Origin of the sequence: Rhizobium sp. L43 (assembly GCF_002531725.1) — a bacterium.
Taxonomy (GTDB): domain Bacteria; phylum Pseudomonadota; class Alphaproteobacteria; order Rhizobiales; family Rhizobiaceae; genus Rhizobium.
This window is the reverse complement of record NZ_NWSQ01000006.1, coordinates 143,000-160,915: the sequence shown is the minus strand read 5'-3', so window position 1 is coordinate 160,915 and position 17,916 is coordinate 143,000. Positions and strand designations below refer to the sequence as shown.

The 17,916-nt window shown below is 62.9% G+C and carries 10 protein-coding genes; all 10 read left to right on the top strand.

The window, feature by feature from the left end; all coding sequences use genetic code 11:
• Positions 1–83 precede the first annotated feature (83 nt).
• The 10 genes from CO667_RS09985 to glgA all read left to right on the top strand — a co-directional run bounded on the left by CO667_RS09985 (position 84) and on the right by glgA (position 17,913).
• Complete coding sequence (locus tag CO667_RS09985; RefSeq protein WP_097618232.1) at positions 84–761, top strand: response regulator transcription factor; 678 nt, start codon at positions 84–86, stop codon at positions 759–761.
• Entirely contained in the window at positions 758–2,140 is a 1,383-nt protein-coding gene (locus CO667_RS09980) for a sensor histidine kinase (RefSeq protein ID WP_097618231.1), read from the top strand. Before CO667_RS09985 ends, CO667_RS09980 begins: the two co-directional genes overlap by 4 nt.
• Before the next feature lie 97 nt (positions 2,141–2,237).
• A complete protein-coding gene (locus tag CO667_RS09975; protein WP_097618230.1) occupies positions 2,238–5,564 on the top strand; it encodes a transglutaminase family protein in 3,327 nt (1,108 codons plus the stop codon).
• 38 nt (positions 5,565–5,602) lie between these two features.
• A complete protein-coding gene (locus CO667_RS09970) occupies positions 5,603–8,020 on the top strand; it encodes a circularly permuted type 2 ATP-grasp protein (protein WP_097618229.1) in 2,418 nt (805 codons plus the stop codon).
• A 5-nt stretch (positions 8,021–8,025) separates the two neighbouring features.
• Positions 8,026–8,904: a transglutaminase family protein gene (locus CO667_RS09965; protein ID WP_097618337.1), complete on the top strand. Its 879-nt coding sequence runs from the start codon at positions 8,026–8,028 to the stop codon at positions 8,902–8,904.
• A gap of 114 nt (positions 8,905–9,018) precedes the next feature.
• Positions 9,019–10,242: a TadE/TadG family type IV pilus assembly protein gene (locus CO667_RS09960; RefSeq protein WP_097618228.1), complete on the top strand. Its 1,224-nt coding sequence runs from the start codon at positions 9,019–9,021 to the stop codon at positions 10,240–10,242.
• A 276-nt stretch (positions 10,243–10,518) separates the two neighbouring features.
• Positions 10,519–12,981 carry a glycogen/starch/alpha-glucan phosphorylase gene (locus tag CO667_RS09955; RefSeq protein WP_097618227.1) on the top strand — a complete coding sequence of 821 codons (2,463 nt, stop codon included), beginning with the start codon at positions 10,519–10,521 and terminating at the stop codon, positions 12,979–12,981.
• Entirely contained in the window at positions 12,978–15,185 is a 2,208-nt protein-coding gene (gene glgB, locus CO667_RS09950) for a 1,4-alpha-glucan branching protein GlgB (RefSeq protein WP_097618226.1), read from the top strand. Before CO667_RS09955 ends, glgB begins: the two co-directional genes overlap by 4 nt.
• 19 nt (positions 15,186–15,204) lie before the next feature.
• The gene (gene glgC / locus CO667_RS09945) at positions 15,205–16,467 is read left to right on the top strand and encodes a glucose-1-phosphate adenylyltransferase (protein WP_097618225.1); all 1,263 of its coding nucleotides are present in this window, start codon (positions 15,205–15,207) and stop codon (positions 16,465–16,467) included.
• A 3-nt stretch (positions 16,468–16,470) separates the two neighbouring features.
• Positions 16,471–17,913: a glycogen synthase GlgA gene (gene glgA, locus CO667_RS09940; protein ID WP_097618224.1), complete on the top strand. Its 1,443-nt coding sequence runs from the start codon at positions 16,471–16,473 to the stop codon at positions 17,911–17,913.
• Positions 17,914–17,916: the final 3 nt, after the last annotated feature.

Genomic DNA, 17,916 nt, shown 5'->3' with positions numbered 1-17,916 from the left:
CGGCGCCGTTCACCATTCCGGAAAATCGCTGTGACATCCCATCGGCACCTCTGTAATCTCGCTGAAAAACAGGGGAGCCATCCGTGCGCATTCTGCTCACCGAAGACAATATCGCACTGGCCGACGGCCTGTCGGCGATCTTGCGCGGCACGGGCCATGCCGTCGATGTCGTCCATGACGGCGCATCCGCCAATGCGGTCATCGCCGCGGAAAATTTCGATCTTGTCATTCTCGACCTCAACCTGCCCGAGATGGACGGGCTCGACGTGCTGCGCGCCATGCGCGCCCGGCAAAACCAGGCAGCCGTCCTCATCCTGACGGCGCGCGGCACGCCGGAAGAACGGGTGAAAGGTCTCGATCTCGGCGCCGACGATTATCTGATCAAACCCTTCGACATATCAGAATTCGAGGCCCGCGTGCGCGTGCTTCTGCGCCGCCAGGCGGGGCTCCGTTCGGCGACCGTCGGCTTCGGCGGCATTTCCTTCGACCTCAACTCCCGCACCTTTTCATCAGGCGCGACACCCCTCGACATTCCTGCCCGCGAGCTTGGGCTGCTCGAAATCCTCTTCATGCGGGCCGGCAAGGTCGTCGCCAAGGAAGCGATCATCCAGTCGCTGACGGCCTTCGACGACGACATTTCGGCCAATGCCATCGAGCAATATGTCAGCCGCCTGAGGAAACGCCTCTCGCCGCACGGCCTGACGGTCAAGACCGCCCGCGGCATCGGCTATTATCTCGACAAGCTGCCCGAGGCCTCATGACATCAGCCTATTCCCTCAGGCGCCGGCTGCTCTTCTGGCTGCTCGTCTCCACCGCCGTCATCGGCACGCTGGCGCTTGCCGACACCTATCGCGAGGCGGTCCAGACCTCGAATATCGTCTCCGACCGCGTGCTCGCCGGCTCGGCGCTGGCGATCGCCGAACGCGTCGTCGTCGCCGAGGACGGCACGCTGCAGGTCGATATTCCCTATGTCGCGCTTGAAATGCTGACCTCAGCCGCCCAGGACCGCGTCTTCTATCGCGTCGACGGCCCGCCGGGCCAATTCATCACCGGTTACCAGTCGCTGCCGGTCCTGAAGAAGACGCCGCCCAATGCTGCCGCCTTTGCCGACGACACCTTCCGCGGCGAGCCGATCCGCGTCGCCACCCTCGAACGTTCCGCCTCGACGGGCATCCGCTCGGTGCCCTTCGTGGTGACGGTCGCCGAAACCACCATCGCCCGCCGCCAGCTGGCGCAGGCGATCCTCGTCCGCTCGGCACTGCGCCTCGCCTTCATGATCGCCGGTGCCGCCGTCATCGTCTGGATCTCGGTCACGATGGCTCTGCGTCCGCTCTACAAGCTCGGCGACGCCATCGGCGAACGCAGCCCCGATGACCTGCATCCGATCGAAGAGATCGTGCCGAGCGAGGTCGAGCCGCTGGTGGATACGGTGAATTCCTTCATGGTCCGCCTGCAATCGGCGCTCGATGCGCTACGCCATTTCACCGGCAATGCCAGCCACCAGCTGCGCACGCCGCTGGCGATCATCCGCACCCAGCTTGCCCTCTCCGTCCGTGCCGGCTCGCTTGACGAGGCGCAGGCGGCAGCGCTGAAGGGGGATCAGGCCGTGGCGCATGCTGAGCGCATCCTCGCCCAGCTTCTGCTGATGGCAAAGATCGACGCTGCCACCGCCAAGGAGGCGCTGACCGCCTCCGCCATCGATCTCGCGGCAATCGCCCAGGAAATCACCGGTGAGCAGATCCCGACGGCTGCCGTCGCCGGCATCGATCTCGGCTTCGACGGCGAGAGCCCGGCGATGATCCGCGCCGAGCCGCTGCTGATCGGCGAAATGCTGCGCAACCTTGCTGGAAATGCCATCGCCTATGCCGGCAAAGGGGCCGAGGTCACCGTCCGCATCATCGCAGCATCAGAGACGATCCGCCTCGAAGTCGAGGACAACGGCCCCGGCATTCCACGCAACGAGCTGGAGGCGGTGCGGGGGCGTTTTTCGCGCGGCAACGAAACAGGTGCGCCGGGCGCCGGCCTCGGCCTGCCGATCGTCGAAGAAATCGCCAATCTTTTCAATGCCGACCTGACGCTGGAGCCGGGGCCGAACGGCAGGGGCCTGAAGGCGGCCGTCACCTTCGCCAAGGCAGCGTAAAAGCTTCGACCCTCCTTGCTTTCTCTCGCTGCATTGCACACACTGATTTTGGGAACAGCAAGCCGCACGACGATGCGCGCCGGATAAAAAGAGAAATATGTCGATCAAAGCCAGTATCTATCATCTGACCCACTACACTTATGACAAGCCGGTCCGCCTCGGCCCCCAGATCATCCGGCTGAAACCGGCCTCGCATTCGAAGACACGGGTGCTCAGCCACTCGCTGAAGGTCACGCCCTCCAACCATTTCGTGAACCTGCAGCAAGACCCTTACGGCAATTACCTCGCCCGCTACGTCTTTCCGGATCCGGTGACGGAATTGAAGATCGAGGTCGATCTCGTCGCCGACATGACGGTCTACAATCCCTTCGACTTCTTCGTCGAGGAGGAGGCGACCAAGTGGCCGTTCGGATATCCGGAAACGATCCAGGAAGATCTGTCGATCTACATGACGCCGGAGCCGGCCGGTCCGCGCCTGAAGGCGCTGCTTCCGACGCTCGACTGGTCGCCCGGCCAGCCGACGGTCGATATGATCGTCGGCCTGAATGCCCGCCTGCAGCGGCAGATCGGCTACGTCATCCGCATGGAAACCGGCGTGCAGACACCGGAGGAAACACTGGAAAGCGCCAAGGGCTCCTGCCGCGACACCAGCTGGCTGCTCGTCCAGATCCTTCGCCATCTCGGCCTGGCCGCCCGCTTCATCTCCGGCTATCTCATCCAGCTGACGCCTGATCTGAAGGCGCTCGACGGCCCTTCCGGCACCGAAGTCGATTTCACCGACCTGCATGCCTGGGCCGAGGTCTATCTGCCCGGCGCCGGCTGGGTGGGGCTTGATCCCACCTCCGGCCTCTTGACCGGCGAAAGCCATATCCCGCTCGCCGCCACGCCGCATTATCGCAACGCCGCCCCGATCTCCGGCGGTTATTTCGGCGAGGCCGAAACCGAATTCGCCTTCGACATGAAGGTCTCGCGCGTCGCCGAACATCCGCGCATCACCAAGCCCTTCTCCGATGAAAGCTGGGATGAGCTCAACGAACTCGGCGAGAAGGTCGACCGTGTCCTCGAAGCCGAGGACGTGCATCTGACGATGGGCGGCGAGCCGACCTTCGTTTCGATCGACGATTTCCAGTCGGAAGAGTGGAACACCGCCGCTGTCGGCCCGACCAAGCGCGAAAAGGCCGACAGCCTGATCCGCCGGCTGCAGGAACGCTTCGCCCCCGGCGGCTTCCTGCATTACGGCCAGGGCAAATGGTATCCGGGTGAAAGCCTGCCGCGTTGGACCTTCTCGCTCTACTGGCGCCGCGACGGCAAGCCGATCTGGCAGAACCTCGATCTGGTCGCCGCCGAAGGTAGGGATACCGGCGTTGCGGCCGCGGATGCCGAGAAGCTCCTGACCGCGATCGCAAAAGAGCTGGCAATCAAGCCTGAGATGGTGCAGCCGGCCTATGAGGATACTGCCGACTGGATCATCAAAGAGGGCAATCTTCCCGAAAACGTCGATCCGTCGAATTCGAAACTGAAGGATCCCGAGGAACGCAACCGCATCGCCCGCGTTTTCGATCGCGGTCTCACCGTCCCCACGGGTTACATCCTTCCGGTCCAGGCATGGAACGCCAAGGCGGCTGAAGCCCGGGTCTGGGTCAGCGAGAAATGGCGCACCCGCCGCGGCAAGATCTTCCTCGTTCCGGGTGACAGCCCGATCGGCTACCGCCTGCCGCTCGGCACGCTGCCCTATGTCCCCCCGGCGCGTTATCCCTATATCCACCCCGCCGATCCGACCATCCCGCGCCAACCGCTGCCGGACGTTTTCGTACCGGCCGGCCGCGCCATGCCGGAAGCCTCCTTCCACGCCGACGAGAGCAATCGCGGCCGGATCGAACAGACGCTCGGCGACATCGGCGGCGCCGTGCGCACCGCCATGTCGGTCGAGCCGCGAGACGGCAGGCTCTGCGTCTTCATGCCGCCGGTCGAGCGCATCGAGGACTATCTCGAACTGATCGCCGCTGCCGAAAACGCCGCCGCCGAGCTTAAGCTTGCCGTCCACATCGAAGGTTATCCGCCGCCGCAGGACGAGCGCATCAACGTCATCCGCGTCGCCCCGGATCCCGGCGTCATCGAGGTCAACATTCATCCGGCCTCGAACTGGAAGGAATGCGTCGACATCACCACGGCGATCTACGAGGAGGCGCGCGCCACCCGGCTCGGCGCCGACAAGTTCATGATCGACGGCCGCCACACCGGCACCGGCGGCGGCAACCATGTCGTCGTCGGCAGCGCCAACCCGAACAACAGCCCCTTCCTGCGCCGTCCCGATCTCCTAAAGAGCACGGTGCTCCACTGGCAGCGCCATCCATCGCTGTCCTACCTCTTCTCCGGCATGTTCATCGGCCCGACCAGCCAGGCGCCGCGCATCGACGAGGCTCGCCACGACACTCTCTACGAGCTGGAGATCGCCATGGCGCAGATCGGAGCACCCGGCCGTGGCCAGCAGCCGCTGCCCTGGCTCGTCGACCGGCTGTTCCGCAATCTGTTGACCGATGTCACCGGCAACACCCACCGCGCCGAGATCTGCATCGACAAGCTGTTTTCGCCCGACGGCCCGACCGGACGGCTCGGCCTCATCGAGTTCCGCGGCTTCGAGATGCCGCCGAACGCGCGCATGTCGCTTGCCCAGCAATTGCTGGTGCGTGCGCTGATCGCCCGCTTCTGGATCAACCCGGTCGACGGCAAATTCGTCCGCTGGGGCACAACCCTGCACGACCGTTTCATGCTGCCGCATTTCGTCTGGGCCGATTTCCTCGACGTGCTTGCCGACCTCAGCGAAAACGGCTTCGACGTCAGCCCGGAATGGTTCAAGGCCCAGCTCGAATTCCGCTTCCCCTTCTGCGGCGAAGTCGAATATGAGGGCTCGAAGCTGGAACTGCGCCAGGCGCTGGAGCCTTGGCATGTCATGGGCGAGGAAGGCGCGCCGGGCGGCACCGTGCGTTACGTCGACAGCTCCGTCGAGCGCCTTCAGGTCCGGCTCGAAACCAGCAATACGGCGCGCTACACCGTCACCTGCAATGGCCGCATGCTGCCGCTGACGCCGACCGGCACCTCCGGCGTCTCGGTCGCCGGCGTCCGTTACAAGGCGTGGCAGCCGGCCTCCGGCCTGCACCCGGTCCTGCCGATCAACACGCCTTTGACTTTTGACATTTATGATACATGGTCGAAGCGTTCGATCGGCGGCTGCATCTATCATGTTGCCCATCCGGGCGGCCGGACCTATGACACCTTCCCGGTCAACGGCAACGAGGCGGAAGCAAGGCGGCTCGCCCGCTTCGAGCCGTGGGGACATACGGCAGGCGGCTATATCCCGCGCGCCGAAACGGGTTCGCTTGAATTCCCGCTGACGCTGGATCTGAGGCGGCCGGCCGGAATTTAAGGCTGAGGTTGAGGCCGGGGGTTAAGGCTTGGGTTTTGATGGGTAAGAGGCCGGCAGTGGAGCGCAGGGGAGAGGCAGAGGACCGCATCAAGGGTGCGGCCTTCGACTATGCGCCGATTCCCGGCATCGCCGATGAGATGGTCGACAATAAAGGCGTCGTCCGCCCGGTCTGGCAGCGTTTCCTCTCGCATCTTGGCGCAATGCCGGAAAAGGATCTCGCCGAGCGTTTCGCCCGCGCCGACCGTTATCTCAGGGATGCCGGTGTCTTCTACCGCGCCTACGGCAGCAAGGGCACCGGTGGTGAACGCGCCTGGCCGATCTCGCATATCCCGGTGCTGATCGACGAGCGCGAATGGCAGACGCTTTCGGCAGGCCTCGTCCAGCGCGCCGACCTGCTGGAGGCGATCGTCGCCGATATCTACGGCGCCAATCGGCTGGTGGAAGAAGGGGTGCTGCCGCCGGCGCTGATCGCCGCCAATCCGGAATTCCAGCGCCCGCTCACCGGCATCCGGCCGGCCTCCGGCCACTATCTGCATTTCTGCGCCTTCGAGATCGGCCGCGGGCCTGACGGCAATTGGTGGGTGCTGGCCGACCGGACGCAGGCGCCGTCAGGCGCCGGTTTCGCACTGGAAAGCCGCGTCGCCACGACCCGGGCCTTCTCGGATATCTACGCCGAAACCCCCGTCCATCGCCTCGCCTCCTTCTTCGGCGCCTTCCGTGACGCGCTGCAGGGCATGAAACATTCGGGCGACGACCGCATCGCCGTGCTGACGCCGGGGCCTGCCAACGAGACCTATTACGAGCACGCCTACATCGCCCGTTATCTCGGCTTCATGCTGCTCGAGGGCGAGGACCTCACCGTCGTCAAGGGCCGCGTCATGGTGCGCACCGTCGCCGGCCTGAAGCCGATCGGCGTGCTCTGGCGCCGCCTCGATTCGGCCTTCGCCGATCCGCTGGAACTGAACCAGAATTCACATATCGGCACGCCCGGCCTCGTCGAAGCGCTGCGCGCCGAAAACGTCACCATCGTCAATGCGCTCGGCACCGGCGTTCTCGAGACCCGGGCGCTTCTGGCCTTCATGCCGACCATCTGTCGCCGTCTGTTGGGGCAGGATCTGCAACTGCCCTCGATCGCCACCTGGTGGTGCGGCCAGAAGGAAGAGCGCGAGCACGTCGCAAAAAATATCGAGAAGATGGTGATCGGCCCGGCCTATTCCCGAGCCCCCTTCTTCGACGACAACGGCGAATCCGTGCTCGGCGCGTCGCTGCGCGCGACCGCCAAGGATTCCATTACCGATTGGCTGCGCTCGGACGGCCCGAAACTTGTGGGACAGGAGGTCGTAACGCTCTCGACGACGCCGGCCTGGGTGGACGGCAAGCTCGTGCCACGGCCGATGTCGCTGCGCGTCTTCGCCGCCCGCACGGCAAACGGCTGGCAGATCATGCCCGGCGGTTTTGCCCGCATCGGCTCAGGCGCCGATGTCGCGGCGATCGCCATGCAGTCGGGCGGAGCGGCCGCCGACGTCTGGATCGTCAGCGACAAGCCGGTCGAGCGCCACACGCTGCTGCCGGCCGAGGGCAGTTTCACCCGCAACATGCCGGGCAGCCTGCCGAGCCGGGCGGCCGACAACCTGTTCTGGCTCGGCCGCTATATCGAGCGCGCCGAGGGGGCTCTGCGCATCCTGCGCGCCTGGCATGCGCGTTATGCCGAAGCCGCCGATCCGAGCCAGCCGCTGCTCGCCGACGTCTCCGACTATCTCGCTGCCGTCGATATCGATACCGCCGAACCCGTGCCGGAAAGGCTCCTGCGCAATATCGACAGCGCCGTCTATTCGGCCAGCAACATCCGCGACCGTTTCTCGCCGGACGGCTGGCTGGCGCTCAACGATCTCGCCAAGACCGCCCGCCGCTTCCACGTCAGCGTCACTGCCGGCGATGACGCCAGCCACGCGATGACGATCCTGCTGCGCAAGCTTGCGGGCTTTGCCGGCCTCGTGCACGAAAACATGTACCGCTTCATGGGCTGGCGCTTCCTCTCGCTCGGCCGCTACATCGAGCGCGGCCTGCATATGACCCGGCTGCTCGGCCATATGTCCGGCCCGGAAGCGCCCGACGGCGCGCTCGACATGCTGCTCGAGATCGGCGACAGCGTCATGACCCACCGCCGCCGCTACAACGTCAACACGGCACGGCTGACCGTCACCGACTTGCTGGCGCTCGACCCCTTGAACCCGCGCTCGGTGCTCTTCCAGGTCAACGAGATCCATCACGAGGTCGAGCAGCTGCCGAATGCCCTGATCAACGGCCAGATGTCGCCCTTTTACCGCGAGGCGATGCGACTCCATTCCGGCCTGGCGGTGATGACGCCGGAGGGCATGGGGGTCGAGGTCTATCAACGGCTCGAACGCGAATTGGAACAGCTTTCCGATCTGCTCGCCCAGACCTATCTCGGGTGACATCGATGCTCTACGATCTCACTCTTCGCATGGGTTACAGCTACGACGTGCCGGCCTCCGGCGCCCGCCACATCATGCGCCTGATGCCGCTGTCGCTGACCAACCGCCAACGCCTGGTGGCCGGCTCGATCACCATCTCGCCGACGCCGGACGAGCAATCGCATTTCGTCGATTTCTTCGATCATCCCGCCACCTCCTTCATGCTGCGCGCGCCGCACGAGAAGCTCGACATTCGCATGCAGGCCCGCGTGCAGGTGGAAAGCCAGCCGATCGCCGCCGATTTCTCGCCGCTGCTTGCCGATCTGCCGGAGGAGATATCCGGCATCTGGTCGCTGGCGCCGGATTCGCCGCATCACTTCCTTGGTGACAGCCCGCGCCTGGTGCAAGCGCGCGAGATCAGCGACTATGCCCGAAGCTGCGCCGTGCCTGGTCTGACGGCGATGCAGATCGCCCATGCGCTCTGCGCCCGCATCAACAAGGATTTCACCTACGACCCCGAAGCGACGACGGTGGACACGACGCCGCTCGAAGCGTTCAGGCTGAAGCGCGGCGTCTGCCAGGATTTCACCCACATCATGATCCTGGCGCTCCGAAGCCTCGGCATTCCGGCCGGCTATGTCTCCGGTTTCCTGCGCACCATCCCGCCACCGGGCAAAGAACGGCTGGAAGGGGCTGATGCCATGCATGCCTGGGTCAGGATTTGGTGCGGCGAAACGATCGGCTGGATCGAGCTGGACCCGACCAACGACATCCCCGCCGGCATGGACCACATCGTCGTCGCCTATGGCCGGGACTATTCCGACGTCGTTCCCGTGATCGGCGTATTGAAAAGCTATGGCGGCCAGCGCGCTGTCCAGGCGGTCGATGTGATCCCGCTGAAATAATCCCAAAACTGGAAAAATCCATCGATTCGTTAGAATTGAATGGACGCCGTAAGGGCGGCGTAAAGAAGTAGCGATGCCTAATGTAACCCACAGGGTCCATTTCGGGTGAACATGATGCGCACCTCCTTCTTGCATCCCTGCCTACGTCGCATGTTGAGCGACCGTGGCGGCAATTTCGGCCTCATGACGGCGATCATGATGCCCATTCTTCTCGGCGTCGCCGGCATGGCGATCCAGGTGGGCGACATGTTGCTCTCCAAACAGCAACTCCAGGAAGCGGCCGATTCGGCGGCGCTCGCAACCGCGAGCGCCCTGGCAAATGGCACGATCCAAACGTCACAGGCCGAAGCCTTCGCGCGGAATTACGTTGCCGGGCAGATGGCGAACTACCTTCAGAGCGGCGTCGACATCAAGAACGCGACAGGCGTTAACGTGCAGACGACGACGTCGGGCAAATCAACATCCTACCAGGTAACGGTTTCGCCGGGTTACGACCTCACGGTCAACCCGCTGATGCAGGCGGTCGGCTTTACGACGCAGCATCTTTCGACGTCCAGCACGACGGTCGGTGGTCACTCACAGACCCAAGGCTCGATCTCCATGTTCCTCGCACTCGACAAGTCGGGGTCGATGGGAGATCCTACCACCACCGTCACGACGGAATCATACACCTACAAGTGCAACCCTCATCTGAACAATAGCGGCAAAAATACAATCTACGACACATGCACCGGCACGCGCACGCGTTATTTCACAAAGATAGAAGCGCTGAAGCTCGCCGCCGGCAAGCTCTTTGCTCAACTCGATAGCGCGGATCCCAATGCTGACTATGTGCGCACAGGCGCGGTATCCTATGATATCGTTGAATACCCAGCCAGCAGTCTCGCCTGGGGAACTGCCGCTGCCTCAAACTACATCAACGCGCTTCAAGCGGGTGGCGGCACGAACTCGAGCGGCGCAATGAACACGGCCTATTTGTCCCTGACAGCTAAGAACGCTGCCGCGAATGATGTCGAAGACACTGCCCATCAGCAGAAAACCGGGCAAGTACCCAAGAAGTACATCGTCTTCATGACGGACGGCGACAACAACAATGATACCAGTGGCGGCCGTTCCTATGACACCGCGACCAAGAAGACCTGCGACGACGCGAAATCGAAGGGCATCGAAATCTATACGATTGCCTTTATGGCACCCGCAGGCGGACAGGCGCTGCTGCATTATTGCGCCTCCGACGACTCCCATTATTTCCAGGCTGAAAAAATGGAAGACCTCCTTGCCGCCTTTGAGGCGATCGGAGCAAAGAGCTCCGCACAGGTGACGCGCCTGACAAACTGACGATCCATCAGGCGAAAAGCCCAACTCAAAAGCCGCGCCGGAATAAACCGGCGCGGTTTTTCGTTATCGCTGTCCCACCCATCTGATCGGGAAAAGCGATTGAAATCAATGCCATCGAACCCACTGAATATGAAGGTTTCGCAAATTTTTCGTTTGTCCAAATCCCTTGTTGCAAGTGCTTCCTAACGATGCATAAACTGTCGCTGAGACAAGCGACAAATCGATTAGATCAGGCTTAATAGCCTGAAACCAAATTAAAATTGGCGAGATCTGACCATGAATACCGTTTCCAAGCCAGTTATTCCCTCCCCCGCCCCGCGCAGCTCGAAGCCGGAAATTCTCGCCGAAGAAATCATCGAACGTCTGACCTACCGCATCGGCAAGGACGCCAAGGTGGCAAAGCCGCATGACTGGCTGACGGCGACGATCCTGGTAGTCCGCGACCGTATCATCGATCGGTGGATGGCCTCCACCCGCGAGGTTTATGCGACCGGCGCCAAGCGCGTCTATTATCTTTCCCTCGAATTCCTGATCGGCCGCCTGATGCGCGACGCCGTCTCGAACCTCGGCCTGATGGAAGAGGTGCGCGATGCACTTGCCTCGCTCGGCGTCGACGTCAACGTCATCGCCGGCCTGGAGCCGGATGCCGCGCTCGGCAATGGCGGCCTCGGCCGTCTGGCCGCCTGTTTCATGGAAAGCATGGCAACGGTCGACGTTCCAGCCTATGGCTACGGCATCCGCTATGTCCACGGCCTCTTCCGCCAGCAGATGGCCGACGGCTGGCAGGTGGAACTGCCGGAAAACTGGCTCGCCCATGGCAATCCCTGGGAGTTCGAGCGCCGCGAGAGTTCCTATGAAATCGGCTTCGGCGGCGCCGTCGAATTCATCACCACCCATGACGACCAGCCGCGCTACGTCTGGAAACCGGCCGAACGCGTCATTGCCGCCGCCTTCGACACACCGGCCGTCGGCTGGCGGGGAAAACGCGTCAACACGCTGCGCCTCTGGTCGGCGCAGCCGATCGACCCGATCCTGCTCGATGCCTTCAACGCCGGCGACCACATCGGGGCGCTGCGCGAAAGCAACAAGGCCGAAAGCCTGACCCGGGTTCTCTATCCCGCCGACGCCACGCCTGCCGGCCAGGAATTGCGCCTGCGCCAGGAGTTCTTCTTCTCGTCGGCCTCGCTGCAGGACATCCTTCGCCGCCATCTGCAGCAATATGACGATTTCACCTCGTTGCCTGATAAGGTGGCGATCCAGCTGAACGACACCCATCCCGCGGTCGCGGTCGCCGAACTCGTGCGCCTGCTCTGCGACGTACACGGCATGGATTTCGACCAGGCCTGGGACATCACCCGCCGCACCTTCTCCTACACCAACCACACGCTTCTTCCGGAAGCCCTGGAAAGCTGGCCGGTGCCGCTGTTCGAGCGCCTGCTGCCGCGCCACATGCAGATCGTTTACGCGATCAACGCCAAGATCCTGATCGATGCCCGCAAGGGCAAGAACTTCTCCGATGGGGAAATCCGCTCGATCTCGCTGATCGACGAAAGCGGCGACCGCCGCGTGCGCATGGGCAACCTCGCCTTCGTCGGCTCGCACTCGATCAACGGCGTCTCGGCGCTGCACACCGACCTCATGAAGGTCACGGTCTTCGCCGACCTGCACAAGCTCTATCCCGACCGCATCAACAACAAGACCAACGGCATCACGCCGCGCCGCTGGCTGCAGCAATGCAATCCCGGCCTTACCGGCCTGATCCGCGAGGCGATCGGCGACGAATTCCTTGACGATGCCGAGAAGCTGACGCCGCTCGACAAGTTCGCCTCCGACCCGACCTTCCAGCAGAAATTCGCCGCGGTGAAGCGCGCCAACAAGGTGGCGCTCTCCAATCTCGTCGCCAGCCGCATGGGCGTGAAGCTCGACCCGTCGGCGATGTTCGACATCCAGATCAAGCGCATCCACGAATACAAGCGCCAACTGCTGAACATCATCGAAGCCGTCGCCCTCTACGACCAGATCCGCTCGCATCCGGAGCTGGATTGGGTGCCGCGGGTAAAACTCTTCGCCGGCAAGGCGGCGCCGAGTTATTACAATGCCAAGCTGATCATCAAGCTGATCAACGACGTCGCCCGCACGATCAACAACGACCCGTCGGTCCGCGGCCTGCTGAAGGTAGTCTTCGTGCCGAACTATAACGTCTCGCTCGCCGAAGTCATGGTTCCGGCCGCCGACCTGTCCGAGCAGATCTCGACCGCCGGCATGGAAGCATCCGGCACCGGCAACATGAAGTTCGGCCTCAACGGCGCACTGACGATCGGCACGCTCGATGGCGCCAATGTCGAGATGCGCGACAATGTCGGCGAGGACAATATCGTCATCTTCGGCCTCAAGGCTGACGAGGTGTCGAAGGTCCGCAGCGACGGCCATAATCCCCGCGCCATCATCGAGGGGTCGCGCGAACTCGCCCAGGCGCTCGCCGCCATCGGCTCCGGCGTCTTCTCGCCCGATGACCGCAATCGCTACACCGCGCTGATCGACGGCATCTATTCGCACGACTGGTTCATGGTCGCCGCCGATTTCGATGCCTATGCCCAGGCCCAGCGCGAAGTCGACCAGATCTGGACCAACCAGTCCGCCTGGTACACCAAGACGATCAACAACACGGCGCGGATGGGCTGGTTCTCTTCCGACCGTACGATCAGGCAATATGCAGACGAAATCTGGAGAGCCGGATGAAAACGCCGAAAACCGTCCCTGAAGTAAAGCTTTCCTGGGAAATTTCGGCAGATGAAATCGCGGCGATCCTTGCCGGCTCGCATTCTAATCCCTTTGCCGTCCTAGGTGTGCACCAGGCCGGCGACGCCTTCGTCGCCCGGTGCTTCATTCCGGGCGCCGACGAAGTGACCGCCATGACGCTCGATGGCAGCGTCATCGGTGAACTGAAACAGCTCCATGCCGACGGCGTCTTCGCCGGCCCGGTTTCGCTGACCAAGCTCCAGCCGGTGCGTTACCGCGCCCGCCGCGGTGATGCCGAATGGGCTGTTACCGACCCCTACAGCTTCGGTCCGGTGCTCGGGCCGATGGACGATTATTTTGCCCGTCAGGGCTCGCACCTGCGCCTGTTCGACAAGATGGGCGCCCACCTCATCAAGCATGATGGCGCCCAGGGTATCCATTTCGCCGTCTGGGCTCCGAATGCGCAGCGCGTCTCCGTCGTCGGTGACTTCAACAATTGGGACGGCCGCCGCCACGTCATGCGCTTCCGCTCCGATAGCGGCATCTGGGAAATCTTCGCCCCCGACGTCCCGATCGGCGTTGCCTACAAATTCGAGATTCGCGGCCAGGACGGCGTGCTGCTGCCGCTGAAGGCGGATCCCTTCGCCCGCCGCAGCGAACTCCGGCCAAAAACCGCCTCCATCACCGCCGCCGATCTGGAGCAGGAGTGGGAAGACGAGGCCCATCTGAAGCACTGGCGCGAGACCGACAAGCGCCGCCAGCCGATCTCGATCTACGAGGTGCATGCCGCCTCATGGCAGCGCCGGCAGGACGGCACGATGCTTTCCTGGGACGAACTTGCCTCCAGCCTCATCCCTTATTGCGACGACATGGGCTTCACCCATATCGAATTCCTGCCCATCACCGAGCACCCCTACGACCCCTCCTGGGGCTACCAGACGACCGGCCTTTATGCACCGACCGCCCGTTTCGGCGAGCCGGAGGGTTTTGCCCGTTTCGTCAACGGCTGCCACAAGGTCGGCATCGGCGTCATCCTCGACTGGGTGCCGGCGCATTTCCCGACCGACGAGCACGGCCTCGGCTGGTTCGACGGCACGGCGCTCTACGAGCACGAAGACCCGCGCAAGGGTTTCCACCCGGACTGGAGCACGGCGATCTACAATTTCGGCCGTACCGAGGTCGTTTCCTATCTCGTCAACAACGCGCTCTACTGGGCCGAGAAGTTCCATCTCGACGGTCTGCGCGTCGATGCCGTCGCCTCGATGCTCTACCTCGACTATTCCCGCAAGCACGGCGAATGGATCCCCAACGAATATGGCGGCAACGAGAACCTCGAAGCGGTCCGCTTTCTCCAGGATCTCAATATCCGCATCTACGGCAAAAATTCCAACGTCATGACCATCGCCGAGGAATCGACCTCCTGGCCGAAGGTCTCGCAGCCCGTGCATGAAGGCGGCCTCGGCTTCGGCTTCAAGTGGAACATGGGCTTCATGCACGACACGCTGAGCTACATGAAGCGCGACCCCATATACCGCGGGCACCATCATAACGAGCTCACCTTCGGCCTGCTCTACGCCTATTCGGAAAATTTCGTCCTGCCGCTCTCGCATGACGAGGTCGTCCACGGCAAAGGCTCGCTGATTGCCAAGATGCCGGGCGACGACTGGCAGAAATTCGCCAATCTGCGCGCCTACTACGCCTATATGTGGGGCTATCCCGGCAAGAAGCTCTTGTTCATGGGCCAGGAATTCGCTCAGTGGAGCGAGTGGAGCGAGGAAAAGGCGCTCGACTGGAACCTGCTTCAGTATCGCATGCACGAGGGCATGCGCCGCCTGGTGCGCGACCTCAATTTCACCTATCGCAGCAAGCCGGCGCTGCATGAGCGTGACTGCGAGGGCGAAGGTTTCGAATGGCTGGTCGCCGACGACCACCAGAATTCCGTCTTTGCCTGGCTGCGCAAGGCGCCGGGCCAGAAGCCGGTCGCCGTCATCACCAATTTCACCCCTGTCTATCGCGAGAACTACTCGATCCGCCTGCCGTCCGCAGGCCGCTGGCGGGAAATCCTGAACACCGATGCCGACATCTATGGCGGCAGCGGCAAGGGCAATGGCGGGCGCGTGCAGGCCGTCGATGCCGGCGGTGACATCACCTGCTCGATTACCTTGCCGCCCTTGGCGACAATCATGCTTGAACCTGAAAATTAGTGACTGGTGGGAGGAGAAAATGGTAGAGAAGCGCGTTCAGCCACTTGCCCGCGATGCAATGGCTTATGTTCTGGCGGGCGGTAGGGGAAGCCGCCTCAAGGAACTCACCGACCGGCGTGCCAAGCCGGCCGTCTATTTCGGCGGCAAGGCCCGCATCATCGATTTCGCCCTGTCAAACGCCCTGAATTCCGGCATCCGCCGCATCGGGGTTGCCACCCAGTACAAGGCGCATTCGCTGATCCGCCACATGCAGCGCGGCTGGAACTTCTTCCGCCCAGAGCGCAACGAGAGCTTCGACATCCTGCCGGCCAGCCAGCGCGTCTCCGAGACGCAATGGTATGAGGGCACCGCCGATGCCGTCTATCAGAACATCGACATCATCGAGGATTATGGTGTCGAATACATGGTCATTCTCGCCGGCGACCACGTCTATAAGATGGACTATGAATGGATGCTGCAGCAGCACGTCGATTCCGGCGCCGACGTCACCATCGGCTGCCTGGAAGTGCCGCGCATGGAAGCGGTGGGCTTCGGCGTCATGCATGTCAACGAAAAGGACGAGATCATCGCCTTCGTCGAGAAGCCGGCCGATCCGCCGCCCATTCCCGACAAGCCGGATTTCGCCCTCGCCTCGATGGGCATCTACGTCTTCCACACCAAGTTCCTGCTCGATGCGCTGCGCCGCGACGCCGCCGACCCGACCTCGAGCCGCGATTTCGGCAAGGACATCATCCCCTATATCGTCGAACACGGTAAGGCGGTCGCCCACCGCTTCGCCAAGTCCTGCGTCCGTTCCGATTTCGAGCACGAGCCCTACTGGCGCGACGTCGGCACGATCGACGCCTATTGGCAGGCCAATATCGATCTGACGGCGATCGTTCCGGAGCTCGACATCTACGACAAGTCCTGGCCGATCTGGACCTATGCCGAGATCACCCCGCCGGCGAAATTCGTCCATGACGACGAGGATCGCCGCGGCTCGGCCACCTCCTCCGTCGTGTCGGGCGACTGCATCATCTCGGGCGCCAGCCTCAACAACAGCCTGCTCTTTACCGGTGTCAGGGCCAACTCCTTCTCCAAGTTGGAAGGAGCGGTCATCCTGCCGAACGTGAAGATCGGGCGGCGCGCGCAGCTCAAGAACGTCGTGATCGACCATGGTGTCGTCATTCCGGAAGGCCTGGTTGTCGGCGAAGATGACGAGCTCGACGCCAAGCGCTTCCGGCGGACGGAAAGCGGCATCTGCCTGATCACCCAACCGATGATCGACAAGCTGGATATCTGACTTATGAAAGTTCTTTCGGTTTCGTCCGAAGTCTTCCCTCTGATCAAGACAGGGGGCCTGGCCGATGTATCAGGCGCCCTGCCGATTACCCTGAAAGCCTTCGGGGTCGAGACCAAGACCCTTCTGCCCGGCTATCCCGCCGTCATGAAGGTCATTCGCGACCCCGTCGTCAGGCTCGAATTCCCCGACCTGCTCGGTGAGCGGGCGACCGTGCTGGAGGTTGAGCACGAGGGCCTGGATCTGCTCATCCTCGATGCGCCGGCCTATTACGACAGGCCGGGCGGTCCCTATCTCGATCCGCTCGGCAAGGACTATCCCGACAACTGGCGGCGTTTCGCCGCGCTGTCGCTCGCCGCCGCCGAGATCGCCGCCGGCCTGCTGCCCGGCTGGCGGCCGGATCTCGTCCACACCCACGACTGGCAGGCGGCGCTGACCTCGGTCTATATGCGCTACTATCCGACGCCGGAATTGCCGAGCGTGCTGACCATCCACAACATCGCCTTCCAGGGCCAGTTCGGTTCCGAGATCTTTCCCGGCCTGCGGCTGCCCGCCCATGCTTTTTCCACCGAAAGCATCGAATATTACGGCACTGTCGGTTTCCTCAAGGGCGGCCTGAAGACCGCCCATGCGATCACCACGGTCAGCCCGACCTATGCCGACGAGATCCTGACCTCGGAATTCGGCATGGGGCTCGAGGGCGTCATCGCCAGCCGCATCGACGATCTCCACGGCATCGTTAACGGCATCGACACCGATATCTGGAACCCGGCGATCGATCCCGTCGTCCACACCCATTATGGCCCGACGACGCTGAAGAACCGTGAGGAGAACCGCCGCTCGATCGCCGAATTCTTCCATCTCGACAATGACGACGCCCCGATCTTCTGCGTCATCAGCCGTCTCACCTGGCAGAAGGGCATGGATATCGTCGCCAACGTCGCCGACGAAATCGTCGCCATGGGCGGCAAGCTCGTCGTGCTCGGCTCCGGCGAAGCCGCACTTGAAGGCGCCCTGCTCGCCTCCGCCAGCCGCCATCCCGGCCGCATCGGCGTCTCGATCGGCTATAACGAGCCGATGTCGCATCTGATGCAGGCCGGCTGCGACGCCATCATCATCCCGTCGCGCTTCGAACCCTGCGGCCTGACCCAGCTTTACGGCCTGCGTTACGGCTGCGTGCCGATTGTCGCCCGCACCGGCGGGCTGAATGACACTGTCATCGACGCCAATCACGCCGCACTTGCGGCGAAAGTGGCAACCGGCATACAATTCTCACCCGTGACGGAAACGGGCATGCTACAGGCAATCCGCCGTGCGATGCATTTTTACGCGGACCGAAAACTCTGGACCCAATTGCAAAAGCAAGGCATGAAATCGGATGTCTCCTGGGAGAAGAGCGCCGAACGCTACGCTGCCCTCTATTCAAGCCTCGTCTCGAAAGGCATGTGACCT